Origin of the sequence: Pedobacter sp. SL55, from assembly GCF_026625705.1 — a bacterium.
Lineage (GTDB): Bacteria > Bacteroidota > Bacteroidia > Sphingobacteriales > Sphingobacteriaceae > Pedobacter.
Genome location: NZ_CP113059.1, coordinates 1,408,589 through 1,434,820, shown reverse-complemented (window position 1 = coordinate 1,434,820; position 26,232 = coordinate 1,408,589). Strand labels below are relative to the sequence as shown.

Here is a 26,232-nt window from a genome sequence, read left to right as displayed (position 1 = left end):
AACACCATACTGCTTAAAAACTACCAACCGTTGTAAAAAGCAAGATTACGAAATGTTGAAAGGTGGTAGTTTTAGGTATGCCGCCAGTAATATCAACGCCCAGCAGATAAAACGCAATTGCTTGGGCTATCCCAATAATTATTAGATATGGGGCAATCATGAGTAAAGTAGTTACCCAATTGCCTTTTTTATTTTTCATAGCAGAAAGTATGGTTTTGGTTATAGTATTCTGAACATGCTTAATTTATTACCTTTCTAGTTTAAGTGTTCTGAAACACCACTTCAATCTTTTTTGAAAACCAAGGCCTCCAGACCTAATATAGCTTATCATGATTGCTTTTAGTTCTCTTCTACATTTATTACCAGACGAAGTCTTTAGTTTCTTCTTTAGATTTAAGTGACCGCAAGCGAATACTTCAATAGGTAAGGGTTTTTCATAGGTTATGCTTTTGCAAGGTAGATTTTACCAAAAGCCCTCAAATATATTTAGCTCTATTTCACATTTCCAAAAAAACTACCCTACAAAAAATGTAGGGTAAAAATTTAGAAGTAGATTTTAAGATTTGCTACCTTGCAGGTATCTACCCTATATCTACACTATGAAAATAGCTTCAGGAAAAGTAATTAAGGCCATAAGGCTACATTTAAGCTACACGCAGAAATTTGTGGCTAACCATCTTAACATTACCATAACCACACTGGCAAACATCGAAAACGGGCGGGTTAGCTTAGATATTGAGAAGCTTTACCATTTAAGTTTGCTTTACAGAATGCCAGCAAGAGACATCTTAGAATTGATCATTGAAATTCATGAGAAAGGAAATGAAGAGGGTTTAGTCAGCGCCATTAGGCAACTGAGATACATCACAGAATATGATCTCAAATTTGTTGAAGAGCTACACACTACGCTTTAAAACTATTTTAATAGAAAAGCCATCAAATTTGATGGCTTTTCTATCTTATTTCTTCTGTGGCCCTTGCTTAAAATCGTTTTTCAGTTCTTTTATCAATTTTATCTTAAAGAACAAAAAAGCACCCAAAACGGCTACCAAAAAAACGGAAATCAGCGGACTTTTATTTTCATAAGCCCAAAATGCGCCGATGATACAAAGAATCATTGCCAAATTATAAAAGGCATTTAAGAATATCTTTTTCTTCATGATTGAGATGATTGAGTTTTGAATTAGAGAATGACTGAATGACATCGTTAGCAAGTCACTCATCCAAAATTCAATCCTTTATTAATAAACTGGCATGTTTGGGTCAAAAGCTTCTTGCCAAGCCAATATGCCCCCCTTTAAGTTATATAAGTTATCAAAACCGTGCACTTGCTCTAATTGCATAATGGCAGCAGCACTACGTTTACCGCTACGGCACTGTACAATTACGGGCTTATCTCTATCAATTTGATCAGCCTCAATTAAAATACCACCCAAAGGGATATTTAAACCATCTAGGTTAGAGGTTTCATATTCAAAAGTCTCCCTAACATCAATCAGTTGAAAAGGCTCGTTGTTATCTATTTTCTGTTTTAAGTCTTGTACAGTAACTTCTTTCATTTGTTTTTCTGTTTTTATTTAAAAGGTCATGAAACTATCCTGATAATTTAGATGGTTTCATTGCTTCGTGTTTTTATCAAAGATACGAATTACGGCATTAAATAACTGCGGTCAAATTCTTCACGGTATTTTTACTTTTTAATGTGAGAAATTTGGTTAGTCCAACCATTCATTAAAATTGTCACAGATGTACAAATCCGCTTCATACCAATGTTAACTTCATAATACATCTGTGTATCTATAGCTAAAATGTACAACTCTTCTACTAATTTCTTTTACAACTGTAACATTTGGGTTTGCCAGTCGTTTAACTATAGATATTTTTAATTTGGTTAAAATGAACCGCATTTCTCGCTTCCTCTGGTTTTGTTCTGGTGCCCACCTAGCTACACTAGAAAAACACCCTACAGACCACAACAAATACTTTGGTATTGGTGCTACCATATTTTTTACAGGACTTTTTGCCGCCCTTTCTGGTGGCTATGCCATGTATTTTGTTTTTAAAGGTGGAGATTTTGCTTGGCTGTTCTCTATCTTTTTCGGACTGATTTGGGGCTTGGCCATCTTTAACATGGACCGCTACATTGTGGGCAGCTTAGATAAAAATGCGAGCTCGCGGAAGCAACTGCTCCAGGCAACGCCTCGTATTTTACTTGCCATCATGATTGGCATCGTCATTTCTCGCCCGCTAGAGCTAAGGATTTTTGACAAGGAAATTAAGGAGAAATTAAAAGTAAGCTACCTCAATGGCCAGCGTTCAAAAATTGATACTTTAAATAAAGCATTCGATAAAAAATACACTATTGAACTGGGGAAACTGAAAGATTTAAAAGCCCAAAGAGATTCTTTAGCCGCTGCAATTAAAAGTGATAGACAAAAACTGAACTACGAGATTTTTGGAAATAAAACTACTGAAACATCTGGCGTAATGGGATATGGGCCTTATGCCAAACGGAAAGAAGCAGAGCTGAAACAACGAGAGCAGAACCTGGATACACTTACTACGGATATTAGGCAAATGGAAAAATTTGTAGACGGCCGTAAAGCTTTTGATGGCTTAATGACCGAAAAACTTTACACCTCCAAACAGCTAGATAGTTTAAGCAATGTGGCTGGTTTTGCAGATAGAAATTGGGCTTTAGGGCAGCTAAGTTTTAATGCCGATGGTTCTAAAGATATCAATACTGCCATGGCGGTAACTTTTATTGGCTTGCTGTTTATCTTCTTTGAATGTTTGCCGGTTTTTGTGAAGCTGATGAGCGCCAGGGGATCTTACGATCATGCGGTAGAAAATGAAGAAGCGGTACAAAAACACTTATCAGACAAAGACCGCGATATGGAAATTGCTGTAGCAGACCAAATTCAAGACACTAGGGTTGAGATTAGGGCTAAACAAAGGATTGATGAGTTGAGGAACTTATAAAAAACTATCTTTAATATTTGCTGCCAAAAAAATAAAGATTTTCGTACCTTGTTTATCCACAAAACATTAAACTTACCCAAAAGCAATGAAAAATTTACTTTTAGCCACAGGTGTAACACTCTTATTTGCAACAGCTTGTCAAAGCGAAAAAAAAGGCAGCAGCACAACAGACAGCCTATCGGTAGATACCAATACCATAGTTAAAGATACCACCAAGGCACCTGTAGACTCGGCCGCAATGATGAAAGCTTGGGAAACCTACATGACCCCAGGCAACGAACACCAAATGCTAAGTAAATCGGCAGGTAACTGGGACGTAGACATTACCTTTTATAATGCAGACGGTTCTATCATGTCTAGCAGCCCGGGCATTAAAGCCGAAACCAAAATGATACTTGGCGGGCGCTACCAGCACTCTACTTACAAGGGCAATATGGATGGAATGCCTTTTGAAGGAATGAACACCCTAGCTTATGATAATGCTAGAAAAGTTTATATCAGTACATGGATTGATAACATGGGAACCGGACTAATGTATGCAGAAGGCAACTTTGTAGAAAGCAAAAAACAAATGACCTTTAAAGGTACCTCTACCGAACCTACCTCTGGAAAACAAATTCCATTTAGAGAGGTTTTTACCATGATTGACGATAACAACCAATTAATGGAAATGTATGATACAAAAGAAGGTAAGGAAACAAAAACAATGTCCATTAAATTGACAAGAAAATAATACTGGTTGCTTAAAAAACAGTAAGCCTATCAAATTATTGATGGGCTTTTTTGTGTGTAATACCCTAACTACATCAAATTAAACGGTAATAAAATGCTCACAAATCAGAATATTAATCGCCGAAATCTTAACTTCAAATCCTAAACTTAGGCAAATGAAGAATTATCTATTAATCGTGTTCCTTTTTGGCGCTACTACCATTGCAAAATCTCAGCAGGAAATCAGCTACACGGTAAGTTTCCCCAATGCGGTACACCACGAGGCCGAAGTAAGCATGACCATTCCTAACGTACCTGCAAATGCGCCACTAAAAGTAAGATTTGCTCGTTCTTCGCCGGGCAGATACGCCACACACGAGTTTGGCAAGAACATTTATAACCTAAAGGCTTTTGATACCAACGGCAAACCTTTGAAACTAAAACAGCCCGCCGGCGATGTCTATGAAATCACTAAAGCCAATGGCAAAATAAAAGTTACCTACACCGTTTTTGGTAATTGGATTGATGGCACTTATGCTGGTTTTGATGAGACCCATGCACACATGAACATACCTGCGGTTTTTGCTTTTCCCATAGGTATGGATAAAAAGCCCAGAACAGTAAAATTCAACTTTACAGGCAAAGCAGATTGGAAAGTTGCTACCCAGTTAAAGGCACTGGGCAATGGCGTTTATTACGCAAAAGATTTCCAGTATTTTATGGATAGCCCGATAGAAATATCAAACTACAAGAAGGCAAGTTTTGAGGTTAAAAACACCAATGGAAAAACCCAAACTATTCATTTAATAGCACATTCTGAAGATGATGAAATGACTGTTTTTAATTACGCCAATATGCTTAAAAAAGTAGTTGATGAACAGAAAGCCATTTTCGGAGAGCTGCCAACTTTCGATGATGGTAATTACTACTTCTTACATTGCGTACATCCAAGTTATGCTGGCGATGGTATGGAGCATAGAAATTCTACCGTAATTGTACAGCGAACACCAAAAATTGGGGGTTACGAAAACAATTTATTGGGCACTTTCTCCCACGAGTTTTTCCATGCCTGGAATGTAGAACGTTTACGCCCTAGAACCTTAGAGCCTTTTAACTTTACACAAGCTAACATTAGCGACGAGCTATGGTTGGCAGAGGGCTTTACACAATATTATGGAAACCTAGCGCTAAAAAGAGCAGGATTTAGGAATTTGGAAGACATTTCGAGGGTTTTCGGCGGCTTGGTAAATTCGGTAATTAATTCGCCAGGAGCCAAGAACTTTACACCCGTACAAGCGAGCAGATATGCCGTATTTGCCGATGCTGGTGTAGCCGTAGACCAAACCAACCAAAGAAATATCTTTACCTCATATTACACTTATGGTGCAGCAGTAGGCTTAGCGCTAGATTTACGCTTAAGAACAGATTTTAAGCTTATTTTAGACGATTACATGAAAGCCCTTTGGAAAGCCTATGGCAAAACTGAAATTGCTTACACCATTCCAGATTTAGAAAAAACCTTAGCATCCTTAACTAAAAAACCAGTTTTTGCTAAACAATTTTTTAACAGTTATGTGTATGCAACTAAAAAGGAAGATTATGCATCTTTGTTATTGAAAGCCGGATTGGTTTTACAGAAGAGTAGTGCTGGCAAAGCCTATACGGGCATTGGTCGTTTAGAGGTTAACCAGGGCAAAGTAACGATGCCTGCCACCTTAGTTGGGTCGCCGGCTTACATTGCTGGTTTAGACATTGAAGATGTAATTTTAAAAGCTGATGGTAGTGATATTAAAACCGCTAAAGATTTCGAAGCCGTTACAGAAAAACACCAACCAGGGGAAACAATTGAAGTGGTTTATAGTAGAAAAGGGGTAGAAAAAACAACGAAACTAACCTTCATAGAAAATCCGTCTCTAGAAGTATTGCCAATTGAAAATACTGGCGGAACTTTAACAGCAGAAATGAAAGTTTTTAGAGAAAAATGGTTAGAAAGTGCGGTGAAATAAGTGGTCACGAACCAGTAGACAGGGATCAGTCAAGTTAAAAATGAAAATTCAAAAATAAAAAATATTTGAGGCCATAAATCTCAATACGCAATACTTATATCTAATTACTAACATCTAATTACTAAATACTATAAAGATGAAAAAAACCATATTCGCGATGGGATTAGCGGTTGCCTCGCTAACGGCAAGTGCACAAAACATTGACAAGATCATTACCAAAGATTACGTAGACCATTTAATTAAAACCTTGGCAAGTGACGACATGCAAGGTCGCCGTACATTTACACCAGGAATTGATAAAGCTGCAACCTTTATCGAAAAAGAATTTGCTGCCATTGGTTTAAAGCCTTTAGATGGGCAAACAGGCTTTCGCCAAACGTTTCATAAATATCTGCTAAAGCCATCATCTGCCAAAGTAACTATTGACGGGCAAGAAGTAGCCGCCGAAAACATCTTGGTGTATGGCAACAAAGTAGAAAATCTTTCGTTTGACCAAACCAATAGCGACGGTTGGATTAAACTTGACCCTGAAAAAGACTTTATGAGCCAGTTTAGAACGGTAGCTCGCAGTGGCAAAAAGCAATTAATTTTAGTTGATGTGAAATTTGTAGATGCTTTTAACCGCTTAAAGGGAATGTTGGGCAGAGAAACAACAGTAGACGAAACTGATTTAAAAAGTGACAAAGCAGCTGCAGCAGTTTTTGTTTTAGATAAAGAAAATGTAGCTAATGGCTTTAAAGTAGAGCTCAAAAACAGCATCACTAAAATGCCTTTATTTAATGTGGCTGGTGTAATTCCGGGTAAATCTAAAGCAAAAGAACTGGTAGTTTTTTCTGGACATTATGATCACATGGGCATTGTAAAACCTGTTGAAGGCGACAGTATTATGAATGGTGCCGATGATGATGCTTCGGGAACATCGGCAGTTATTGCCCTAGCCAAAATACTACAAAAAATTGAACAAAAATGAGCGTACATTAATTTTCGTTGCGTTTACCGCAGAAGAAATAGGAGGCTTTGGCTCGCAGTATTTTTCGAAACAGCTAAACCCAGATGATGTAGTTGCCATGTTTAATATCGAAATGATTGGCAAAGACAGTAAGTTTGGTAAAAACACCGCCTTTATTACTGGTTATGATAAATCTGATTTCGGAAGCATTTTACAGAAAAATTTAGCGGGTACTGAATTTACTTTCCACCCAGATCCGTATATAAAAGAAAACCTTTTCTACAGAAGTGACAATGCAACTTTAGCAGCTTTAGGTGTACCGGCGCACACCATTAGTACCGATCAAATTGATATCGATAAACTATACCACACCGTGAAAGATGAATATAGTTCATTGGATGTCGAAAATATTTTATCAACCATTAAAGCTATTGCTAAAAGTGCGGTAAGTATCATTAGCGGTGCTGATACCCCCAGCAGAATACCGAAGTTGAAATAAAGCCTCCCCCAGCCCCTCCAAAGGAGGGGAGTTGCAAAATGCATAAAACTTGCCCGTGTTATTCTCCGTTTAGGGAAATGTGAGGACTATAGTTCCTTCTCCATTACATAATCATTCATAAAGAAACCGTTGCCAATATCAAGGTCAACGGTTTCTTTTATTTTAAAGCTGGCTTTTTGATAAAAATCTAACGCTTTGTTAGCTCGGTTAACGTTTAATTGCAAGAACTTTCCGCCCTGCGCTTTAACGCTATTTACCACCTCATTCATCAATAATTTGCCTACGCCTTTGCCATGCATTTTAGGCAGTACATAAAGCTTGTGCAGTTTAAAAATCTTGTTTTCAGTATCTATTAGCGAAAAGCCAGCGAAGCCAACATCCTCCTTTAGTTCCGAAGCCATTAAAAAAGTGTGCCCCTGCTGTAGTTGGCTCAATAGCTCTCCTCGGTTGTACATTTTTTCCAACATAAAACTAATCTGCGCTGCCGAAATGATATCGCTATATGCCGTTGGCCAAGTTTGTTCGGCCAAACTTCTAATTATAGGTAAATCTTCTTCTTTGGCCTTTCTTAAGTAAATCATTTTTTTTTCAGGGGTCAGGTATTAGGGATTAGGTATCAGTTTAGGTTAAAAGTAGAAAGATAAAAATAAAAAGTTTTGACTAATAGCTTTGTCTAAATACTAACTACTAATAGCTAAATACTTATTACAACAACTCCCCAATAAACAAATAAGGCGCTTGAAAGCGAAAAGCCACCAAACCATCTTCTACTACCAAAAATTTACCTTCTTCTTCTTGCTGCATTAAATTATCAGCCTCAAAATAAGCGATGATATCAATTAAGAAAATACTGCCGGCTGGTTTCCAAATGCTAAAGCCGCTTTTAATGGCAAAATGCTTGCTGGTTTCTGTAAATAAAACAAGGTTGATATCTGGCAAATAGCAAGTTAAATCATCAAAACTACTGATTTTACTAATTACGTTTACTGCCGGATACTTCTCCTTAACCAAAAACTCTATGGCGTCTTCAATTCCGTTTTTTTGTTGCGGAATAATCCGAATGTGCTCTTGTAATTCTGCTCCAGCATCTAAATTTCCTACTATAACATCAACCTTTAAGCCTAAAGAAACAACCTTTTCATACTCATTTGCCAGTACAATTAACGTTGGGCTCCACTCTAACAACTGGCCTAAGTATTCTTCGTTAAAATTTCCCAACTCGTGAATGTACAAAGCGGGTTCTTGTTTTTCTTTTACAATGTGATGTGACGACATGGGTTCTAAGTTAAAGGTAAAAAGCGAAAAGACCAAAGCCGAAAAACTAAAGCGAAAAACCATAGTTAACCGATTAACCAGTTTCAACAATTAACCAAAACATTTCAACCTTCCAACATTTCAACTTTCAAACATAAACAGTATCTTAGAATTATGAGCAAAACTAAATTCGAAATATCTAAGGAAAGCGGCCCACATTTGAGGTTGCTAAGTTTGGTGGGCAATTGGGATGGCCGCACCCGCACTTGGTTCGAGAAAGATGTACTAGCAGATGAATCGCCAACTACCAGCAAAATTATTAGCCTGTTAAATAAAAGGTTTATACGATACGAATACCGTGGCATTATTAATGGAAAAACTCACGAAGGCCTGATGGTTTGGGGCTTCGATTTGGGCAATAGCAAGTGTGTTTGCACTTGGGTTGATAGTTTCCACATGGGCACGGGCATTATGTACTCCGAAGGCGTAGAAACCCGAAATGGCTTTTCTGTAACCGGACAGTACGATAACCTAGAATGGCCAGAACCTTGGGGTTGGCGCACCGAACTCGAAATCTTGAACTCAGACCAGTTTATTTTACGTGCCTACAATATCTCGCCAACTGGCGAAGAAACCAAAGCCGTAGAAACGATAAACTTGAGGATAGACCTGTAGTTAGTTGGCAGTTCTCAGTTCTCAGTTAACCGATTAACCAGTTTAAACAATTAACCAAATCAACTATTTCTTATCTGCTTGCTGTTTTTGCCCCATTTGCATAGCCATCATCTGCTTCATGGTGTTGTTCATGCCTTCGGTGCTGCCATCTAAGAAAATCACATTGCCTTCGCTATACTCTGCAAATTGTTTAATGGCTTCTGTCCACATCGTGAATAAAATTACTGATGTATCTAGGTTGGCTTGTTGCATTTCGTGAGCAGCGTTGGTCATACCTTTTGCTACTTCTTCTCTAAATAAAGCAATACCTTGCCCGCGTAATTGCGCAGCTTCACGCTCTGCTGTCGCGGCAATTTTAATGGCATTACCATCGGCTTCCGCACCTTTAGTTTTGGTAATTAACAAAGCCTGACCTTCGTTTTCTGCAGCAGCTTTTAAGTTATTAGAAGCCACTACCCTGCTCATAGAGCGCATAATTTCTTCATCAAAAGTAATGTCATTCAACTGCAAATCTTGCAAATGATATCCCCAGCTTTCTAAAACCTGATCTATCTGATGTTTTACGTGTTCTACAATTTCATTACGTTGCGCCAATACATTTGCTTGCTTTTGCGTAGCTACATAAGCACGGATAGACCCCTCGATGGTGCGAATTAAAGCTTGCATCAAGTTATTTGAATCCACAAATTTAAAGGCCACATTTTTAATGGTTTCTTCATCGTGATTGAGTACAGAATAGAGCAGCATCGCCTTAAAATATACGTTTGCCTGATCTTGAGTTACCGCTTGAAAAGAAAGCTCTACCGAACGATTTTGAATGGAAATTCTAGAATGGATAACTTCAATTAATGGGATTTTTAAACTTAATCCTGGTCGCAACAATCGTCGGTATTTACCAAAAATAGTAATTACTGCAATTGTACCTTGTTTAACAGTTACGAAAGAACTGAAGAGAATGATGAGCGCAAATACCAATACGCCATAACCTAAATATTCCATATCATTTGAATTTGATACCCAATGATACTAAAAAATAATCACTAAGTGCCATCATTAAACCATTCTTGGTTAAAGAAAAACAAAAAAAGCGAAATCGCTGTTATAGGAGAATTAATCGATAATTATGAACGTAAAACGGACTTTTGGAACCATCTTAACCATACTAGGCATTGTAGGATTAATCTATGCTGGTTGGGGTTTTGTAAATCATAGCGTGGGCAACAGAGAACTCATTGTAGTAGGAATAATTGGATTGATATTTTTCATGTCGGGAATTGGACTGGTAAAGAATACGAAAGATGTAGCTTAATGTTTTTTTCGTTGCTTTCTAATCACTAAATAAAAAATGACTACTAAACCAATGGCCAAGCCAAAGTAAACCCCATCTTTAAATTCTTCGAACTTTATAGTTAATAAGCACAGTATCATTTTTGATTTCTCCTACTTTTAATGATTAAATATTGGCTTAATGCAACAAAACACCCGGCAAAAACAATAATACCTAATGAAATAGTGTTTCCTTTATTTTGGTAGATATAGAAAATCCCTACAAGCGCTAATGCTATGGCACAAATGCCAATGATATAATGTATAGTTAGTTTATTCATTAGTCAACGATATTCTATTGTTCTCAAATTTTAATCCGTGTCCTTTAAAATCCATATCTGTTAGTGATTTAATTTTATGGAATGCAGCCTGAGTTTTATCTACAGTTAAACGGTTCACTTTATCTTGCTTTACCGAAACTACATCAGCATAAAGAAAATCCCCTTTGGAATTTAATTTCAGTTGCAGTAAAGGTGCAATGCCTTTTGGGCCTTTTAAGCTAAACATGCCATAAGTACAAAAGTTGCCCAAACTATAAGCAATAAACTTGTTCTTGTATACTTCAACTGCCCTAGTCACGTGGGGTCCGTGTCCCAAAACTACATCTGCTCCGGCATCTATTACGCCGTGAGCAAAAGCATAAACGTTACCCCGATTTTCTCTGAAAAAGATTTCCGTTTTACGAGTGACGTGTTCGAACCTTGCTCCTTCGCCACCGCCATGAAAAGAAACAATCACAATGTCGGCCTGTTCTTTCAACCTCTTAACCAACATTTTTGCACTGTCAATTTTCCGGATGTCTACCGTATTTTCATTTGGTGCAAAAGCTACAAAAGCATATTTCACGCTATCGATGGTAAACAAATCAAAAGGCTTATCCAACTGACCGGCATAGTTGATTTGCAACGAGTCTAAAATCTTGGCTGTGTTTTTTCTCCCTCTGGTATTAAAATCTCCAACGTGGTTATTGGCCACACTCAACACATTAAAACCAGCTGTTTTAAAAATACCAGCGTAACGATCTGGCATTCTAAAAGCGTAACAGCTGTTAGGGTTAATGCCATTACATTTAGAAGAATTTCCTGAGTTTAGGAAACATCCTTCTAGGTTACCGAAAACTACATCGCCTTTTAAGAAAGTGTCTACTGCCTTAAAACTGTTTATCGCATCGTCTGGCGGCAAATTTAACTTGCTAGGAAAAGCAGAGCCCAACATGATATCGCCCACGGCAACAATGCTAATGGTATCTTTTAATTTCTTTACATTAACGGTATCAGTTTTTACTGCCTGTTTGGTTTCCGCTGGCTTATTCTGGCAGCTCAACATCAAATAAGTAATTGCTACACAAACAAGTAACACAAAAATTTTCTTCATCATATTACAAAAAAAATCCTCCCCAAAATGGGAAGGATAAACCTAATATCGTAAATCTAAAATCGTAATTCAGATTATTCTACAATTGCTCCGTCTCCAGGCTCTAAAATACGGCCGCCCTTATAAAAATAACGACTGTAGTAAGGCTCGTTCAAGTTGCTAATTACTACCCCTCTTGAGCTTGATGCATGAGCGAAACGATTTTCGCCTAAGTAAATACCTACATGAGAAATGCTACGGCTCTTAATTTTAAAGAAAACCAAATCACCTTCTTTCAATTCGTCTTTAGACAAGGGATTTACCATGCTAAAAATATCACGAGAATTACGAAGAATACTGGTATTGAAAACCTTATCATAAATGGCTTTGGTAAAAGCAGAACAATCAATGCCTTTTTTTGTGTTGCCACCAAAGCGGTAAGGAGTGCCAATCCATTCGTAAATAAACTTATATAATTTTAGGTTTGAAGTTGCATCTACGGCAACACCCATTACTTGCGAGAAATATTGCGAAGCTAAATTGTCTGGATCTTCTACTTTAGCAGCTTCTTTGGTTTTAGTTTGGGCAAACGTCGCCGAAAAAGACGCGAGAACAATTAAGGTAGAAAACAAAAACTTTTTAATCATGTTATACTATTAAGTTTGGGTAAAACAACAACTTACACTTAACGTAAACCAACAAGGGCTTATTGTTACGGCGTCAAAATTAAAGCTTCATATTGTTTTATCCAAACATAAAATGTTAAAAAACAAGAGTTATTAACATTTTACGCATCACAGCCAATGTAAACACACATTTTCTTTACGTTTTTTTTTACTTCTGTACCTTTTCTCCCAACAAAATTAAAAATTAGGCTAAACCCCAACTATACCAAATAAAATTTCTGTTTTGAAAGCCTTTGAGTTTTAGCCAATAATCTCAAAACGAATAGTGTAAAATTTACCATTTTAAAGAATGGTATAAAAAGCAGTACTACAATGGATTTAATTAATAACTAATGTTGTTTTTACATTAGTAGATATACAAAAATCCAAGAAAATAAATTAGATTTGCTCTCGTAAATAAAAATTTATCATCAAAACATGAGTGCAGTAGAAATTAATAAAGATACCTATTTGAAGTGGTTTGAGTCGATGTTGCTGATGCGCAAGTTCGAAGAGAAAACTGGTCAACTTTATGGTCAACAAAAAATCAGAGGTTTTTGCCATTTATATATCGGTCAAGAGGCCGTAGTTGCGGGAGCTATCTCTGCAATGCAAAAAGGCGATTCGATGCTTACTTCATATAGAGATCACGCTCATGGTTTAGCTTTAGGTATGAGTGCTAATAGCATCATGGCCGAAATGTACGGTAAAGTAACTGGCTGTTCTAAAGGCAAAGGTGGTTCAATGCACATTTTCAGTAAAGAACACAATTTCTACGGAGGTCACGGTATTGTTGGTGGTCAAATGCCACTAGGTGCTGGTATCGCTTTCGCAGAAAAATATAAAGGTACAAACAACGTAAACATCTGCTACATGGGCGATGGCGCTGTTCGTCAGGGAGCTTTAAACGAGTCGTTTAACATGGCGATGTTGTGGAAGCTTCCAGTAGTTTTTGTTTGTGAGAACAATGGTTATGCCATGGGTACTTCGGTAGAGCGTACTACTAACATGATGGACATCTACAAAATTGGTTTAGGTTTTGATATGCCATGTGCACCAGTTGATGGGATGGATCCGGTAGCAGTTCACAACGCAATGGATGAAGCGATCCAACGTGCTCGTGCTGGCGAAGGCCCAACTTTCTTAGAAATGAGAACTTACCGTTACAGAGGTCACTCAATGTCAGATCCTGCAAAGTATCGTACCAAAGAAGAATTGGAAGAGTACAAAGCAAAAGATCCAATTGAGCAAGTAAGAGAGGTTATCCTTAAAGAAAAATATGCTGATGAGGCTTGGATTACCGAAATCGAAGAAAAAGTAAAAGGTATTGTTGATGAGTCGGTAAAATTTGCGGAGGAATCTCCTTGGCCACAACCAGAAGAGTTGTTCGAAGATATTTACGTAGACAAGAACTATCCTTTCCAAGAAGTTTAATTTTTAAGAAAAGCATTCAAATAAAGATATAGCAATGGCTGAAGTAATTAGCATGCCTAAAATGAGCGACACCATGACCGAAGGGGTTTTGGCAAAGTGGCACAAAAAAGTAGGCGATAAAATTAAAAGTGGCGATGTTTTAGCAGAAGTTGAAACAGATAAAGCAACCATGGACATGGAGTCTTATTGGGATGGCACTTTATTATATATTGGTGTAGAAGAAGGTCAAGCAGTTCCAATTGATGCCCTAATGGCAATTGTTGGAAAAGAAGGCGAAGACTATAAAGAACTATTAGAAGCTGCTAAAGGTGGCGCTGCAAAAGCAGAAGAACCTAAAGTTGAAGAGAAAAAAGAAGAAGCGGCTCCAGCGCAAGGTGGTGGTTTAAGCGAAGCGGAACTTTCTGCAAAAGGAATTACAGTAATTCGTATGCCTTTGTTAAGCGATACCATGACTGAAGGCGTAATTGCTGAATGGCATAAAAAAGTAGGCGATAAAGTAAAAGACGACGATATCTTGGCTGACGTAGAAACTGATAAAGCGACTATGGAAGTAATGGGTTACGCAACTGGAACTTTATTACACGTTGGTATACAAAAAGGCGAAGCTGCTAAAGTAAATGGCATTATCGCTATCGTTGGGCCAGAAGGAACCGACGTAAGTGCTATTTTAGCTGGTGGCGATGCTCCTGCTGCTCCGAAATCGGAAAGCAAAGAAGAGCCTAAAGCAGAAAGCAAAACTGAAGCACCAAAAGAAGAAGAAAAAGCGCAAGTTGCTGCTAGCTCAAACGGTGGTCGTATCATTGCGTCGCCTTTGGCTAAGAAAATTGCAAAAGATAAAGGAATTGATTTAGCACAAGTTGCTGGTAGTGCAGAAGGTGGTCGTATAATTAAAAAAGATATCGAAAACTTTAAACCTTCGGCTGCTGCTGCTAAAGCTGATGCTCCTGCTGCTTCATCTGAAAAAGCTGCGGCGGCTCCAGTAATCCCAACTTATGTTGGCGAAGAAAAATATACCGAGAAACCTGTTTCGCAAATGCGTAAAGTAATTGCCAAACGTTTGGGCGAAAGTTTATTTACAGCTCCACATTTCTACTTAACCATTAGTATTGATATGGACAATGCCATGGCTGCTCGTACGCAAATCAACACTGTTGCGCCTGTAAAAGTATCTTTCAACGATATCGTGATTAAAGCGGTTGCTGTAGCCTTGAAAAAACACCCAGCTGTTAATTCATCATGGGGTGGCGATAAAATCCGTTTCAACGAACACACTAACATTGGTGTAGCTATGGCTGTTGAAGATGGTTTATTGGTTCCTGTAGTGCGTTTTGCTGATGGCAAATCTTTATCTCACATTTCTGCTGAGGTTAAGGAATACGGTGCTAAAGCAAAAGCTAAAAAACTACAACCGTCAGATTGGGAAGGTTCAACATTTACCGTATCTAACTTAGGTATGTTCGGTATCGATGAGTTTACTTCCATCATCAACTCTCCAGACGGAGCAATTTTATCTGTAGGTGCTATCCAAGCGGTTCCTGTAGTTAAAAATGGCGCTGTGGTACCTGGAAATGTAATGAAATTAACTCTAGGTTGCGATCACCGTGTAGTAGACGGCGCAACTGGTGCAGCTTTCTTGCAAACATTAAAGCAATTGTTAGAAGCACCTGTTACGTTACTAGCATAAATAGTTAACAATTCTCAGTCTACAGTTTTAGACTAAAAAATAAAGTCAAAGCTACCTCAAAAGGGTAGCTTTTTTATTAGAAAAGCAAATTATTTCCGTCACTATCGTTAGTCCCGCTTTTTGTTCCAATCTTTTGCCATGGCCGTTACTGCGAGGCACGAAGCAATCTCATGCAAAAGGATTTTCACGACAATCGGGTTTAATGAACGAAAGACTTTGCTACTTATATTAGCGCTACCGTCATTGCGAGGCACGAAGTAATCCCTAAGCTAAGTTATAAAACACCTTATCCTACCAAAATGACGAACAACTTTGCGTTCTTCGCGACATTCTTCTTTTTCTTTGCGTTAAAATAATCGCAAAGATTTTAAGTTTTCGCAAAGTACCGCAAAGACAAAATCAAGAAACAATTATTAAGTTCGTTGTTGGAGCAGGTCTCAAAGTATCTTCTTTAAATAACTTCTGTATCAGATAAGCAATAATCACTACAGCTAAACAGCCAATTACGTTGAGCCATAAATAGGCTACAACTTCCGCAAAACCTAAAGCACAAACAATAGCTTCTGCCAAAATAGCCGCATAAAACACCGCTTTACTACCGACCTTCTTCAAATAAAAAGCTACTAGAAAGACACCTAAAATCGTTCCATAAATAAACGAACCTAAAATGTTTACAGCTTCTATCAAGTTTCCAATTTTACTGGTAAACAACGCCATTATAATGCAAACCACGCCCCATAAAATGGTTGCCCACCTAGATGCATTTACATAAGCACCATCACTCCCAGTTTTGTTAAAAATACGCTTATAAATATCCACCACGGTGGTAGAAGCCAAAGAGTTCAAAGCACTTGCTGTAGAACCCATCGATGCCAAGAAAATAATCGCAATCAATAATCCTATCAAGCCTTTGGGTAGATATTCCGTTACAAAGCTTAAAAAGATGTAATTGGTATCATTTGTAGAAGCATTGGCATCATTCTTTTTCATCAAGGTAGTTAACTCCTCTCTGATTGCTTTGCCATCTTCGTCGTATTGTTTAACTATGGTACGTTGTTGGTTTATTAAAGTTACATCGTCTTTGGCTAAAGCCGCATCCAACTTTTCTACCTCTAGCTTCTTCTTTTCAAAAAGCTGATCGTATTTAGTTTGGATTTGAGCCAGCTCTGCCTTATGTTCGCTTTTTTCGAGTTTGCTCAGCTCGTAACTATTGAAAAAAAGCGGCGCTTTATTGTACTGATAGAAGGTAAAAACCAGTACACCAATCAGCAATATCAAAAACTGCATTGGGATTTTAACTAAACCATTCATCAATAAACCCAATCGGCTTTGTCCTACAGAAGAGCCTGTCAAATACCTTCCCACCTGACTTTGATCGGTACCAAAATACGATAATTGCAAAAAGAAACCACCGATAATACCACTCCAAACATTGTAAGGGTTGGTCCAGCTAAAATCAAAATCTATCGCGTTAGTTCTGCCCATTTTCCCAGCAATGCTGATGGCTTTTCCAAAACCTACGCTTTCTGGCAAGAGATGAACTACCATCACTCCAGCAGCAAATAAGCCACAAAAGATGATGGTCATTTGTAGCAATTGCGTATAAGATACGGCTTTGGTTCCACCGAAAACGGTATAAAAAATTACTAAACCACCCATAAACAAGGTGGTGTAAGTAACGTTGATATTTAAGATAGTAGAAAGGATAATTGCGGGTGCATAAATGGTAATTCCCGTAGATAAACCACGTTGAATTAAGAATAGAAATGCGGTTAGCGCACGAGTTTTAAAATCAAACCTCTGCTCTAAATATTCGTAAGCCGTGTACACCTTCAACCTGTGGAAAATAGGCACAAAGGTAACGCACAACACAATCATCGCCAATGGCAAACCAAAGTAAAACTGCACAAAACTCATCCCTGAAGAATAAGCCAAACCTGGTGCAGAAAGGAAAGTAATGGCACTGGCTTGCGTAGCCATTACCGAAAGGCAAACCGTGTACCAAGGCATACTTTGTCCGCCCAATAAATAGGCATCCATGCTCTTAGTCCCGCGACTTTTATAAACGCCGTAGCCTACAATTCCCAAAAGGGTTGATATTAAAACCGCCCAATCTATATTGCTCATTGGTAGTATTTAGTAAAGGCGTAAAACAAAGCGATTAATACCACCAACCAAAAGATCAGGAGGTAGTAAAACTGTTTCCAGGTTTTTACGAAAGGTGGTAACTCGTTCATTACTATAATTTGTTTGATTTTTATGATTAATTATGAAACTGTATTAACATAAAGAACCGCATTAATTTAGATTTTTTATGATTTTCTATATTTCTCATTATTTAGACGCTTAAAATTCAAGCTTCTTTCGCCAAAGTTGATTAGCAAACCTATCTATAGATTGTAGGCTTCTAAATAATTAATTGCTTGTGCAAAATGTACGTCCTCTATTACTGTTCTTGCCTTAAGCTCGACAGAAATCACGCCTTCAACCAAAAAATCAACTCTACGTGTACCAATATGTTGTTCTCTGTAGAAAATAGGCATTTCAAATTCACGATTAAATTTGAGGTTTTCCAGTCGCATCTCAATTTCTAACGCTCGTTGGTAAATCACTTCTTGAAATCCGTTACCAAGCGTACTGTGCACATTCATTGCAAACCGTATAATTTTTGCAGTTAGCTTTGAATATTTGTACTGTTCATTAATCATAGGAAATCAATTAATCAGAAAAATCAAAGTGGCTTTGCCAACAAATTAGCAAACAAACGATATGCACCTGGCACACCCTGCCGGCAACTGCCTAAAGAACGATAAAGAAGTATAAACAAATTTCCCTCTACCGTAATTTGCAATGAGCAATGAACCATCGTTAGCCACCTCGCCTGTATCATTCATCCTTAAAATAGTTTCATATTTCGAATCTATATCATCTGCAAAGTACAAACCTCGTTCTTGTATCCAGCCGTCAAAATCTTTTTCAGTAATTTGATTTGGCTGATTTAATGCCGCATGATTAGGTTTGATGAAAGTAACTTTTGCATCTTCTTCGGTTACTCTTTTGTTTACTAACCTAAAAGGATAAGGTCCAAAATCAGCTGATTTTAAGCCATTGTTAACATTGTACTGTTCCAACAAAACACCGCCATTTTTAACGTAATCCATCAGTTTTGCATGTACATTTTTTCCTTCTTCGTTTACATTGAAAAAACGTACACCAATCACAATTGCATCGTAGCTTGATAGGTTACTTAACAACACTTGCGATGCATTCAAATGCGTTAATTCGTAACCAACTTGCTGCAATGCACTGCTTACCAAATCTCCCGCACCATCAATGTAAGCTACACGTTTGCCCGCTATTTTCAAATCGGCAACTTCTAGTTTAGCAGTAGCATTTGGAAACAAATTGATATCGGGGATGTGGTCGTAGCGAATAGTTTTAAGTCCTCTGCTTTCTATTTCGTCAGCAATTTTCACTTGCAAATTTAGCACAGCCGATGTTGAGTTTGCAGCTGGTGTAATTGTAAAGACAGCCAATTGTGCATTTCCTTTTTGCGCAAAGTTGAAGCTAATTTTATCTGGACTGCTTTTCCATCCGGCAGGTAAAACAGGGATTAAATCTCCAACTACATTTTTGGTAAAGCTTTTTAAATTTACTTCTATCGTCTTTGGCTGACCGTTTACGAAAAGATAAGCTTGGTCGCTTAAGGTTGCCGTTACTTTTGGCGCAATTACCAAAGGTTGATATTGCTCGCCTTTAATTGGATCGGTGGATTTGAAGAAAATGGGTAAACTTACTTCTATTTTTTCTCCATCAATAGCAAACTGAACTTTAGCAGTTAAGCCATTTGGATTTTCGGGGTAGCCAATTTCCTTTTGTTCATCGATCACGTAATAACCAATAGGATGTTCCTTCTTGAGATAGTATGGCTGAGTGATATCCGATTTTTCTGCTTTTACACTATACTTCATCGATGAAAGACGATTGTCTTGCAAAACCATATTTCTGCCGTTTAACTGACCGCTAATTTTTATCGGAGCCGAAGTTCTGTAGATGGCACTTATGGTTACTGGAATGCTATCGCCCACCGCATAATTCGCATCTGGCACAACTGCTTCTGCCCATAAGCCAGCGCAGGCCAAAATGATTTCATCTAATAGCTGATGATTAAATTGCTGCTCGTTTACAGTTATTTTTTTGAGTTTTAGCAAATCTGATAGCGATGCTGATGGCTGATTAATTTTGTATTGCTGCTGAATTTCCTTTAATAAAGCCAAAATCTGTTTGTTTTCAACGGAGATATTGATGCCATCGAATAAAGAAACTTTTGCTGCCTCACCTGCCGTATGGCTAAAATATTCGAAAGCTTCCCCTCTTTGCAACGCAGAACCGAAACCTTGGCTTTTATGATTGGTGCGACTGATTGCCGCAATCTCTCCGTAGTTTTTACCCAACAAAGGATTAAAGGTTCCTACATCCATTTTCAATTGATCGGGAGCAGTAGTATTATTTCCGCCAAAATTATAGGTGTTCCACAAGATGCGTTTTGCTTTCCAAACCGTTACTCCATTTTTTAATTGTTCAGGGAATTGCTTTGGATCTGCCGCAGCTATAAAAGCTTCTCTTGCAATAATTGCTGATGCAGCATGATGACCATGCCCCGCTCTGGTATCTTCCGGAAAACGAGTAATGATCACATCTGGTCTGAATTTTCGGATAATCCAAACCGCATCCGCTAAAATCTGTTGTTTACCCCAAATTTTAAAAGTTTCTGCCGAAGTTTTAGAAAAACCAAAATCGTTCGCTCTACTGAAAAACTGTTCAGCACCGTCAACTTTTCTAGCCGCTAAAAGTTCTTGCGTTCTAATTTGACCCAGCAGTTCTGCTTGTTCATTTCCAATTAGGTTTTGTCCGCCATCACCTCTGGTTAATGATAAATATGCGGTTCTTACTTTGGCCTCTTTAGCTAAGTAAGCCAATAATCTGGTATTTTCATCATCTGGATGAGCGGCAATATAAAGTACGCTACCTTTTACCGAAAGACTAGCGATACCTTGAGCAATTTCTGCACTATTTAACTGTTGCATTTGCGCTTTTACAAAGCATGGCAGTAACATAGCGGCAAGAAAAAATGTCTTGATGTTCATTGTGTATTGGTTGTATGGCTAAAATAGTTAATTTTTGTAAAAGCATTCGGAAATGGAACGCTGTTTGCATAACTGAAACTATAATTTTACAAGCCACAGATACACAGATAAACATTGATAATAAAACTTTTAAAAATTGAAAAATCTGTGCATCTGTGGCATAAATAACACACACAAAATGAAAAATTTATTTTTAGCATGCTTCATTATCCTAGGGTTAGGATCATGCGGTATCAACAAGCAAGCACAACAAATAAAGGCATTAGGAAAATGCGATTATCGTCTAACAGATGCCACAAATATTACCATTGCAGGTGCCGACGTTAAAAAAATTATTCAAAGTGGAAACGCATCTGCTGTAAATATTCCGGGCTTAGCTCTAGGTTTATTAAGGAAAGATATTCCGCTTAGAGCAAAGCTGAATTTAGAAATTACCAACCCAACAAACGCTTTAGCCGCCATCAATAATTTCGATTACATTGTACTAATTAACCGACAAGAAGTTTTTAATGGTTCGGTTGACCAAAGCGTGAATGTTGGTGCTGGACAGACTACGTTGGTTCCTGTTCAGGTAAATGCCAACATCTATCAATTTTTAACCGATAACAAAATGGTTGATGACATCGGTGCTTTTATCAGCGGTGCTACCAATGGTTCGGAGAAAAAAGGTTTGGTTACCTTAAAAATCCGTCCATCAATTAAAGTTGGTGGCGGCCTAGTAAAATACCCTGGCTACATTACCATAGATAAGGAAGTGAGCAGCAAGATTTTGCTTTAATAACAAATTACCATTGATAGAGTTGGTATCAAAAATGAAGATATGATTTGCTAACGAGATCATATTTTGAAGTTTGTTAAGCCAAGCTTTACTAGGTATCTCAAAGTACCTTTTATCTTAATTTTAACCGTTTCATGTTTCTAGGCTTCCCCAAAAAAGCAGAAACGTGCTGCAGCATTAATACTGGCAAATTTAATCCTTCAAAAATTTATGGACTTCTATTTTTGATTCATTGTCTTTTTGTTTTTGTGTTATCTTTAATACGCATCAAAAACCTATTGACGATGACGGAGAAATTTCAGAATAAATACCGAATTCCATCTGCAAGAGCCTCTTGGTGGGACTATGGAGCTAATGCAGCCTATTTTATTACCATTTGTACCGATCAACGAAAGCATTACTTCGGAAAGATAATTAATGGTGAAATGCATTTATCTGCTCTTGGCAAAATTGCCCAACAATGCTGGAATGAAATACCTCAACATTTTCCTTTCGTGATATTGGATGAATTTGTGGTGATGCCTAATCATATTCATGGGATTATCATTATTGATAAAATGGATATTGATACGCTGGGTGTACAGACGCAAAATTTTGCGTCTCCTGATGACATGGAATCAAAAGAGACACAAGATTTTGTGTCTCTACCAGACGGTGCAAAAAATACATTTGGCCCACAATCTCAAAACTTACCATCAATTATTCGGGGATTTAAAATTGGCGTAACCAAATTGGCCCGTACACAAAATCCTAATTTTGCATGGCAACCTCGTTATCACGACCATATCATCCGCGACCAAAAGGCCTACGAAAACATTTCAAATTATATCAGAAATAATCCGTCTAATTGGGAAAAAGATAAATTCCATCTTTTATAAAAAATTAACCAAACAAAACCCATAAAAAAGCCCCGAACAAAATTCGGGGCTTCCACTATATCTTCTCTCCTTTTTCGAGTTTCTCTTTTCTATGCTCTTGTGATAGATAATGCAACAAGGTATTTAAAACCACCGCATTCCAATCGTTATGCAAACTCACATTGATATTCTTTTTCTTATCGTACATATCTTGCACATGCAAAATGCCTTTGTCTAAGAAATATTTGGTTTGGCTCCAAGGCAAAATGGCTGTTTTGGTCTTACCTAAAAACCATGTTTTGTACGACACTTCAAATCCTTGATAATCGAATTTGGCTGCACCAACTTCCAATTTCTCCTTTTCGTTTAACTTATCGATAAACTCGCTTACCAATTGCTTCTTTACGTACTGCCACAAGCCCGACATGATGTAATAATAAGTATGGTCTTCTTCTAGCAAGTCTCCAACTTTACTACTTTCAAACTGTATTCCCACCGATTTACCATCTTTGCTTTTTACATCTATCGTGTATTTCTTTTTAATAGGCTTTTTTACTGGACCTATTAAAGATACGCCATATTTAACTGCGGCTACGTCACCGCATGCAATACGTGTTTGGTTTACCTCAATAGCTTCGGCCGTAATTTTTACTTTTTGTTTTGATGAAGGAATGACGATATCGACGTCGAAATTGTGGTGTTGCATGGGTTCGAATATACAGATATTTTAGGAATACCAACATACCAATTAACGAGGATTTTTTTAAATTTCATCGATACGTTTACCAGTATAAAACAAGTACCTTCTGTGCTTGGGCTCGCCAATAACCTGTTGGCCGTAAATACCAGTATGTCCAGACAATATGTATGAAACCACACAAGCAATACCGGCGTAGATACCACATTGTGCACCAAACAATTCTATAGCCATGAGTGTACAGGCAATGGGCGTATTGGTGGCACCCGCAAACACAGCCACAAAACCTATTCCAGCGGCTAAGGCTACAGGCAGCGGAAGGAAGAAAGCGAGGGCACTGCCTAATGTAGCACCAATAAAAAATAGTGGCGTTACCTCTCCGCCTTTAAAACCTGCCGACAACGTTAGTATCGTTAGTGCCATTTTTATCGCAAAACTGTACATCGGCATTTCATGCTCAAAGGCTTCGACAATAGTAGGTACGCCCAAACCAATATATTTTGTGGTACCCGATAAATAAATAATTGCAACTAAAATTACACCACCAATTACGGGGCGCAGTGGCGGATACTTTATTCTTTTAAATATGGAGCTACTTAAGTGCATGCCTTTACTAAAAGCAGCTGCGCACAAACCAAAAGCAACACCTGCAATAACGGTATATGCGAGGTTCGCAAATGACATCTCAGGTACAACATCAATATGGTAATGCGTATGCGGCGTGCCCCAAAGTTTAGTAACCACATCGGCGATAACGGCTGCGGCAAAAGCTGGAAAAATAGCGTCGTATTTTAATTTTCCAATCAAGAAAAACTCCATGGCAAATATGGCTCCCGCCAAAGGAGTACCAAAAACCGAACCGAAACCAGCCGCAATGGCCGCAATAATTAATATTCTTCGCTCTTCTTTGGTTAGTTTAAATGGCTTGCTAAATTGATCTGCAATAGCACCCGCCATTTGTAGCGCCGTACCTTCCCTACCAGCCGAGCCACCAAACAAATGTGTAATGATGGTACCCACGTATACAAAGGGCATCATCTTAAACGGAATGGTTTGCTTCGGCTCATGAATGGCATCAATTAACAAATTATTGCCTGCGGCTACTTCTTTACCATAATAATGATAAAGCAAACCAATACCCAAACCTGCTATAGGCAGCAAAGCGATGATCCATAAATTGGCTTCACGATAATTAGTTACCCAATTTAAAGACTGTAAAAACCCAGCCGATGCGGTGCCGATGAGCCCACCAATAACGATTGTTATCAAAATCCATTTGAGCAGATATGGCAGGACACCGTATTTTCTAAAAAAGGCAGAGAAATGAATTTTACTTGTTTTACTGATTGTTTTAAGATGTTTAGGCATAATTTTCCTGATTAAATGTGAATCATTTATTAACCAGGCGCCATCAGCTTTTTAGGGCGGTTCAAATAGGAAGACACCATTTCCTTAATGCAAATTAAGCAATAATTAGCCACAGATGCACAGATAAAATTCAATATTTAATGAAGATAAAAACATTTTTGCATCTGTGGTAAAAAATTACAGCCCCAACCGATGTTTACGTAATGTGTCTTTTGCAATATCATAGCCTGCATCAGCATGGCGAATTACTCCCATCGCAGGGTCGTTGTGCAGCACACGTTTCAACCTTCTAGCGGCATCTTCTGTTCCATCGGCCACAATTACCATTCCAGCGTGGATAGAATAACCAATGCCCACACCACCACCGTGATGTAACGATACCCAACTTGCACCACCAGCGGTGTTAATTAAAGCATTTAAAATTGGCCAGTCAGCCACGGCATCCGAGCCATCTAACATGGCCTCGGTTTCTCTGTTTGGCGAAGCTACAGAACCAGTATCCAGATGATCTCGACCAATTACGATTGGTGCTTTTACCTTACCATCGGCAACTAACTTATTAAATGCCAAGCCTGCTTTCTCTCGTTCGCCCTGCCCTAACCAACAAATTCTAGCAGGCAGGCCTTGAAAAGCAATTCGTTCTTGCGCCATGGTAACCCAGCGTTTCAAGCTTTCGTTTTCTGGGAATAATTCTAAAATTACTTTATCGGTTTCGTAGATGTCTTGAGGGTCGCCACTTAACGCTGCCCAACGGAAAGGCCCTTTACCTTCGCAAAACAACGGACGTACATAAGCGGGCACAAAACCAGGAAAATCAAAAGCATTTTTCACACCAACTTCCAAGGCTCTGCCACGTAAATTATTACCATAATCAAAGGTAATTGCTCCTCGTTTTTGTAGCTCCAACATTTGTTCTACGTGTTTCGCCATCGTGGCATAACTCCGTTCAGTATATTCTTCAGGGTTTTTCTCACGTAAATCCGTAGCTTCAGCCACCGTTAATCCTTCCGGGAAATATCCAATTAAAGGGTCATGCGCTGAGGTTTGGTCGGTTAAAGTATCTGGTGTAATGTTCCTGTCAATCAATCGCTGTAAAAGTTCTACTGCATTACAAACTACACCAATCGACAATGCTTTTTGTTCTTTTGCATATTGTAGTGCTTTATCAATCGCTTCATCAATATCGTAAGCAATTTCATCGATATACCTGGTTTCTAAACGTTTTTGAATGCGCCATTCTTCCACATCTGCCGCTAGGCAAACACCTTCATTCATGGTAATGGCCAAAGGTTGTGCACCGCCCATCCCACCTAAGCCGGCAGTTACGTTTAGCTTTCCTTTCAAATTTCCATCGAAATGTTTTTTAGCCAAAGCGGCATAGGTTTCGTAAGTTCCCTGCACAATTCCTTGCGAACCAATATAAATCCACGAACCAGCAGTCATTTGTCCATACATCATTAAGCCTTTATCTTCCAACTCGTCGAAATGTTGTTGTGTAGCCCATTTTGGCACCAATTGCGAATTGGATATCAACACTCTTGGCGCATCTTTATGCGTGGGCAAAATCCCGACTGGCTTTCCAGATTGTATAAGTAAAGTTTCATCATCCTCCAAGTTTTTCAATGCTTTGATGATGAGTTCCAGCGCCTCTTTATTTCTAGCGGCTTTCCCTCTTCCCCCATATACTATTAAATCTTCGGGTCTTTCGGCAACCGCTGGATCCAGATTGTTCAACAACATTCTCAGCGCTGCTTCTTGCACCCAACCTTTACAATTTAAGGTTGCGCCATGCGGTGTTTGACTTTCTCTCAGGTTCATATATTTTGGTTATGCTTTTTGATTTAAAC

General features: G+C 38.3%; 26 protein-coding genes. 12 read left to right on the top strand and 14 right to left on the bottom strand.

What is annotated here, in order from left to right:
• Window positions 1-13: 13 nt before the first annotated feature.
• Complete coding sequence (locus OVA16_RS06550) at window positions 14-199, bottom strand: hypothetical protein (RefSeq protein ID WP_267764338.1); 186 nt, start codon at window positions 197-199, stop codon at window positions 14-16.
• Between the two features lie 400 nt (window positions 200-599).
• Here OVA16_RS06550 and OVA16_RS06545 point away from each other — a divergent pair, with 400 nt between their 5' ends.
• The gene (locus tag OVA16_RS06545) at window positions 600-914 is read left to right on the top strand and encodes a helix-turn-helix transcriptional regulator (RefSeq protein ID WP_267764336.1); all 315 of its coding nucleotides are present in this window, start codon (window positions 600-602) and stop codon (window positions 912-914) included.
• 45 nt (window positions 915-959) lie between these two features.
• On the opposite strand, the gene OVA16_RS06540 is transcribed toward OVA16_RS06545, so the two are convergent.
• Both OVA16_RS06540 and OVA16_RS06535 read right to left on the bottom strand, forming a co-directional pair.
• Window positions 960-1,160, bottom strand: coding sequence for a DUF6358 family protein (locus tag OVA16_RS06540; protein ID WP_267764334.1), 201 nt, complete (start codon window positions 1,158-1,160; stop codon window positions 960-962).
• Window positions 1,161-1,241: 81 nt separating this feature from the next.
• Complete coding sequence (locus OVA16_RS06535; RefSeq protein WP_267764331.1) at window positions 1,242-1,559, bottom strand: rhodanese-like domain-containing protein; 318 nt, start codon at window positions 1,557-1,559, stop codon at window positions 1,242-1,244.
• 337 nt (window positions 1,560-1,896) lie between these two features.
• On the opposite strand from OVA16_RS06535, the gene OVA16_RS06530 reads away from it, so the two are divergent.
• The 5 genes from OVA16_RS06530 to OVA16_RS06510 all read left to right on the top strand — a co-directional run bounded on the left by OVA16_RS06530 (window position 1,897) and on the right by OVA16_RS06510 (window position 7,147).
• Window positions 1,897-2,982, top strand: a complete 1,086-nt coding sequence (locus OVA16_RS06530) for a DUF4407 domain-containing protein (RefSeq protein WP_267764329.1) — start codon at window positions 1,897-1,899, stop codon at window positions 2,980-2,982.
• A gap of 85 nt (window positions 2,983-3,067) precedes the next feature.
• Complete coding sequence (locus tag OVA16_RS06525; protein WP_267764327.1) at window positions 3,068-3,715, top strand: DUF1579 domain-containing protein; 648 nt, start codon at window positions 3,068-3,070, stop codon at window positions 3,713-3,715.
• 154 nt (window positions 3,716-3,869) lie between these two features.
• Window positions 3,870-5,699, top strand: a complete 1,830-nt coding sequence (locus OVA16_RS06520; RefSeq protein ID WP_267764325.1) for a M61 family metallopeptidase — start codon at window positions 3,870-3,872, stop codon at window positions 5,697-5,699.
• Window positions 5,700-5,835: 136 nt separating this feature from the next.
• Entirely contained in the window at window positions 5,836-6,669 is an 834-nt protein-coding gene (locus OVA16_RS06515) for a M28 family peptidase (protein ID WP_267764324.1), read from the top strand.
• Window positions 6,656-7,147, top strand: a complete 492-nt coding sequence (locus OVA16_RS06510) for a M28 family metallopeptidase (RefSeq protein ID WP_267764323.1) — start codon at window positions 6,656-6,658, stop codon at window positions 7,145-7,147. The genes OVA16_RS06515 and OVA16_RS06510 overlap by 14 nt, the downstream gene beginning before the upstream one ends.
• Before the next feature lie 86 nt (window positions 7,148-7,233).
• Here OVA16_RS06510 and OVA16_RS06505 read toward each other — a convergent pair whose 3' ends face one another.
• Complete coding sequence (locus OVA16_RS06505) at window positions 7,234-7,728, bottom strand: GNAT family N-acetyltransferase (protein WP_267764322.1); 495 nt, start codon at window positions 7,726-7,728, stop codon at window positions 7,234-7,236.
• Window positions 7,729-7,852: 124 nt separating this feature from the next.
• Window positions 7,853-8,422, bottom strand: coding sequence for a thiamine pyrophosphokinase (locus tag OVA16_RS06500; RefSeq protein ID WP_267764321.1), 570 nt, complete (start codon window positions 8,420-8,422; stop codon window positions 7,853-7,855).
• Between the two features lie 153 nt (window positions 8,423-8,575).
• Between OVA16_RS06500 and OVA16_RS06495 the strand changes: the two genes are divergently transcribed.
• Entirely contained in the window at window positions 8,576-9,076 is a 501-nt protein-coding gene (locus OVA16_RS06495; protein ID WP_267764319.1) for a DUF1579 family protein, read from the top strand.
• A 63-nt stretch (window positions 9,077-9,139) separates the two neighbouring features.
• On the opposite strand, the gene OVA16_RS06490 is transcribed toward OVA16_RS06495, so the two are convergent.
• The gene (locus tag OVA16_RS06490) at window positions 9,140-10,075 is read right to left on the bottom strand and encodes an SPFH domain-containing protein (RefSeq protein WP_267764318.1); all 936 of its coding nucleotides are present in this window, start codon (window positions 10,073-10,075) and stop codon (window positions 9,140-9,142) included.
• 124 nt (window positions 10,076-10,199) lie between these two features.
• On the opposite strand from OVA16_RS06490, the gene OVA16_RS06485 reads away from it, so the two are divergent.
• Window positions 10,200-10,385, top strand: a complete 186-nt coding sequence (locus OVA16_RS06485) for a hypothetical protein (protein ID WP_267764317.1) — start codon at window positions 10,200-10,202, stop codon at window positions 10,383-10,385.
• 290 nt (window positions 10,386-10,675) lie between these two features.
• On the opposite strand, the gene OVA16_RS06480 is transcribed toward OVA16_RS06485, so the two are convergent.
• Both OVA16_RS06480 and OVA16_RS06475 read right to left on the bottom strand, forming a co-directional pair.
• Window positions 10,676-11,779 carry a CapA family protein gene (locus OVA16_RS06480; protein WP_267764315.1) on the bottom strand — a complete coding sequence of 368 codons (1,104 nt, stop codon included), beginning with the start codon at window positions 11,777-11,779 and terminating at the stop codon, window positions 10,676-10,678.
• Window positions 11,780-11,850: 71 nt separating this feature from the next.
• A complete protein-coding gene (locus tag OVA16_RS06475; RefSeq protein WP_267764313.1) occupies window positions 11,851-12,402 on the bottom strand; it encodes a C40 family peptidase in 552 nt (183 codons plus the stop codon).
• A 456-nt stretch (window positions 12,403-12,858) separates the two neighbouring features.
• Between OVA16_RS06475 and pdhA the strand changes: the two genes are divergently transcribed.
• Together pdhA and OVA16_RS06465 are read left to right on the top strand one after the other, a co-directional pair.
• A complete protein-coding gene (gene pdhA / locus OVA16_RS06470; RefSeq protein ID WP_267764312.1) occupies window positions 12,859-13,854 on the top strand; it encodes a pyruvate dehydrogenase (acetyl-transferring) E1 component subunit alpha in 996 nt (331 codons plus the stop codon).
• Window positions 13,855-13,888: 34 nt separating this feature from the next.
• Window positions 13,889-15,538: a 2-oxo acid dehydrogenase subunit E2 gene (locus tag OVA16_RS06465; RefSeq protein ID WP_267764310.1), complete on the top strand. Its 1,650-nt coding sequence runs from the start codon at window positions 13,889-13,891 to the stop codon at window positions 15,536-15,538.
• 399 nt (window positions 15,539-15,937) lie between these two features.
• On the opposite strand, the gene OVA16_RS06460 is transcribed toward OVA16_RS06465, so the two are convergent.
• The 3 genes from OVA16_RS06460 to OVA16_RS06450 all read right to left on the bottom strand — a co-directional run bounded on the left by OVA16_RS06460 (window position 15,938) and on the right by OVA16_RS06450 (window position 20,685).
• Complete coding sequence (locus OVA16_RS06460; RefSeq protein WP_267764308.1) at window positions 15,938-17,665, bottom strand: sodium:solute symporter; 1,728 nt, start codon at window positions 17,663-17,665, stop codon at window positions 15,938-15,940.
• Between the two features lie 263 nt (window positions 17,666-17,928).
• On the bottom strand, window positions 17,929-18,246 hold the full coding sequence (locus tag OVA16_RS06455; protein WP_267764307.1) for a GxxExxY protein: 318 nt from the start codon (window positions 18,244-18,246) through the stop codon (window positions 17,929-17,931).
• Between the two features lie 45 nt (window positions 18,247-18,291).
• Window positions 18,292-20,685 (bottom strand): PIG-L family deacetylase, encoded by a 2,394-nt coding sequence (locus OVA16_RS06450; RefSeq protein ID WP_267764306.1) that lies wholly within the window; start codon window positions 20,683-20,685, stop codon window positions 18,292-18,294.
• 178 nt (window positions 20,686-20,863) lie between these two features.
• On the opposite strand from OVA16_RS06450, the gene OVA16_RS06445 reads away from it, so the two are divergent.
• Window positions 20,864-21,463, top strand: a complete 600-nt coding sequence (locus OVA16_RS06445) for a hypothetical protein (protein WP_267764305.1) — start codon at window positions 20,864-20,866, stop codon at window positions 21,461-21,463.
• A gap of 284 nt (window positions 21,464-21,747) precedes the next feature.
• Window positions 21,748-22,341 carry a transposase gene (locus OVA16_RS06440; RefSeq protein ID WP_267764304.1) on the top strand — a complete coding sequence of 198 codons (594 nt, stop codon included), beginning with the start codon at window positions 21,748-21,750 and terminating at the stop codon, window positions 22,339-22,341.
• A 55-nt stretch (window positions 22,342-22,396) separates the two neighbouring features.
• Here OVA16_RS06440 and OVA16_RS06435 read toward each other — a convergent pair whose 3' ends face one another.
• The 3 genes from OVA16_RS06435 to hutU all read right to left on the bottom strand — a co-directional run bounded on the left by OVA16_RS06435 (window position 22,397) and on the right by hutU (window position 26,203).
• On the bottom strand, window positions 22,397-23,026 hold the full coding sequence (locus tag OVA16_RS06435; protein WP_267764303.1) for a hypothetical protein: 630 nt from the start codon (window positions 23,024-23,026) through the stop codon (window positions 22,397-22,399).
• Between the two features lie 57 nt (window positions 23,027-23,083).
• On the bottom strand, window positions 23,084-24,385 hold the full coding sequence (locus tag OVA16_RS06430) for a voltage-gated chloride channel family protein (RefSeq protein WP_267764302.1): 1,302 nt from the start codon (window positions 24,383-24,385) through the stop codon (window positions 23,084-23,086).
• A gap of 177 nt (window positions 24,386-24,562) precedes the next feature.
• Window positions 24,563-26,203, bottom strand: a complete 1,641-nt coding sequence (hutU, locus tag OVA16_RS06425) for a urocanate hydratase (RefSeq protein ID WP_267764301.1) — start codon at window positions 26,201-26,203, stop codon at window positions 24,563-24,565.
• Between the last annotated feature and the right edge of the window lie 29 nt (window positions 26,204-26,232).

Coding starts and splice junctions, on each gene's coding strand:
- OVA16_RS06465 (WP_267764310.1), top strand. CDS start 13,889: ATGGCTGAAGTAATTAGCATGCCTAAAATGAGCGACACCATGACCGAA.
- OVA16_RS06500 (WP_267764321.1), bottom strand. CDS start 8,422: ATGTCGTCACATCACATTGTAAAAGAAAAACAAGAACCCGCTTTGTAC.
- OVA16_RS06475 (WP_267764313.1), bottom strand. CDS start 12,402: ATGATTAAAAAGTTTTTGTTTTCTACCTTAATTGTTCTCGCGTCTTTT.
- OVA16_RS06550 (WP_267764338.1), bottom strand. CDS start 199: ATGAAAAATAAAAAAGGCAATTGGGTAACTACTTTACTCATGATTGCC.
- OVA16_RS06545 (WP_267764336.1), top strand. CDS start 600: ATGAAAATAGCTTCAGGAAAAGTAATTAAGGCCATAAGGCTACATTTA.
- OVA16_RS06495 (WP_267764319.1), top strand. CDS start 8,576: ATGAGCAAAACTAAATTCGAAATATCTAAGGAAAGCGGCCCACATTTG.
- OVA16_RS06525 (WP_267764327.1), top strand. CDS start 3,068: ATGAAAAATTTACTTTTAGCCACAGGTGTAACACTCTTATTTGCAACA.
- OVA16_RS06540 (WP_267764334.1), bottom strand. CDS start 1,160: ATGAAGAAAAAGATATTCTTAAATGCCTTTTATAATTTGGCAATGATT.
- OVA16_RS06535 (WP_267764331.1), bottom strand. CDS start 1,559: ATGAAAGAAGTTACTGTACAAGACTTAAAACAGAAAATAGATAACAAC.
- OVA16_RS06520 (WP_267764325.1), top strand. CDS start 3,870: ATGAAGAATTATCTATTAATCGTGTTCCTTTTTGGCGCTACTACCATT.
- OVA16_RS06455 (WP_267764307.1), bottom strand. CDS start 18,246: ATGATTAATGAACAGTACAAATATTCAAAGCTAACTGCAAAAATTATA.
- OVA16_RS06490 (WP_267764318.1), bottom strand. CDS start 10,075: ATGGAATATTTAGGTTATGGCGTATTGGTATTTGCGCTCATCATTCTC.
- OVA16_RS06530 (WP_267764329.1), top strand. CDS start 1,897: ATGAACCGCATTTCTCGCTTCCTCTGGTTTTGTTCTGGTGCCCACCTA.
- pdhA (WP_267764312.1), top strand. CDS start 12,859: ATGAGTGCAGTAGAAATTAATAAAGATACCTATTTGAAGTGGTTTGAG.
- OVA16_RS06505 (WP_267764322.1), bottom strand. CDS start 7,728: ATGATTTACTTAAGAAAGGCCAAAGAAGAAGATTTACCTATAATTAGA.
- OVA16_RS06480 (WP_267764315.1), bottom strand. CDS start 11,779: ATGATGAAGAAAATTTTTGTGTTACTTGTTTGTGTAGCAATTACTTAT.
- OVA16_RS06460 (WP_267764308.1), bottom strand. CDS start 17,665: ATGAGCAATATAGATTGGGCGGTTTTAATATCAACCCTTTTGGGAATT.
- hutU (WP_267764301.1), bottom strand. CDS start 26,203: ATGAACCTGAGAGAAAGTCAAACACCGCATGGCGCAACCTTAAATTGT.
- OVA16_RS06430 (WP_267764302.1), bottom strand. CDS start 24,385: ATGCCTAAACATCTTAAAACAATCAGTAAAACAAGTAAAATTCATTTC.
- OVA16_RS06445 (WP_267764305.1), top strand. CDS start 20,864: ATGAAAAATTTATTTTTAGCATGCTTCATTATCCTAGGGTTAGGATCA.
- OVA16_RS06485 (WP_267764317.1), top strand. CDS start 10,200: ATGAACGTAAAACGGACTTTTGGAACCATCTTAACCATACTAGGCATT.
- OVA16_RS06440 (WP_267764304.1), top strand. CDS start 21,748: ATGACGGAGAAATTTCAGAATAAATACCGAATTCCATCTGCAAGAGCC.
- OVA16_RS06435 (WP_267764303.1), bottom strand. CDS start 23,026: ATGCAACACCACAATTTCGACGTCGATATCGTCATTCCTTCATCAAAA.
- OVA16_RS06450 (WP_267764306.1), bottom strand. CDS start 20,685: ATGAACATCAAGACATTTTTTCTTGCCGCTATGTTACTGCCATGCTTT.
- OVA16_RS06515 (WP_267764324.1), top strand. CDS start 5,836: ATGAAAAAAACCATATTCGCGATGGGATTAGCGGTTGCCTCGCTAACG.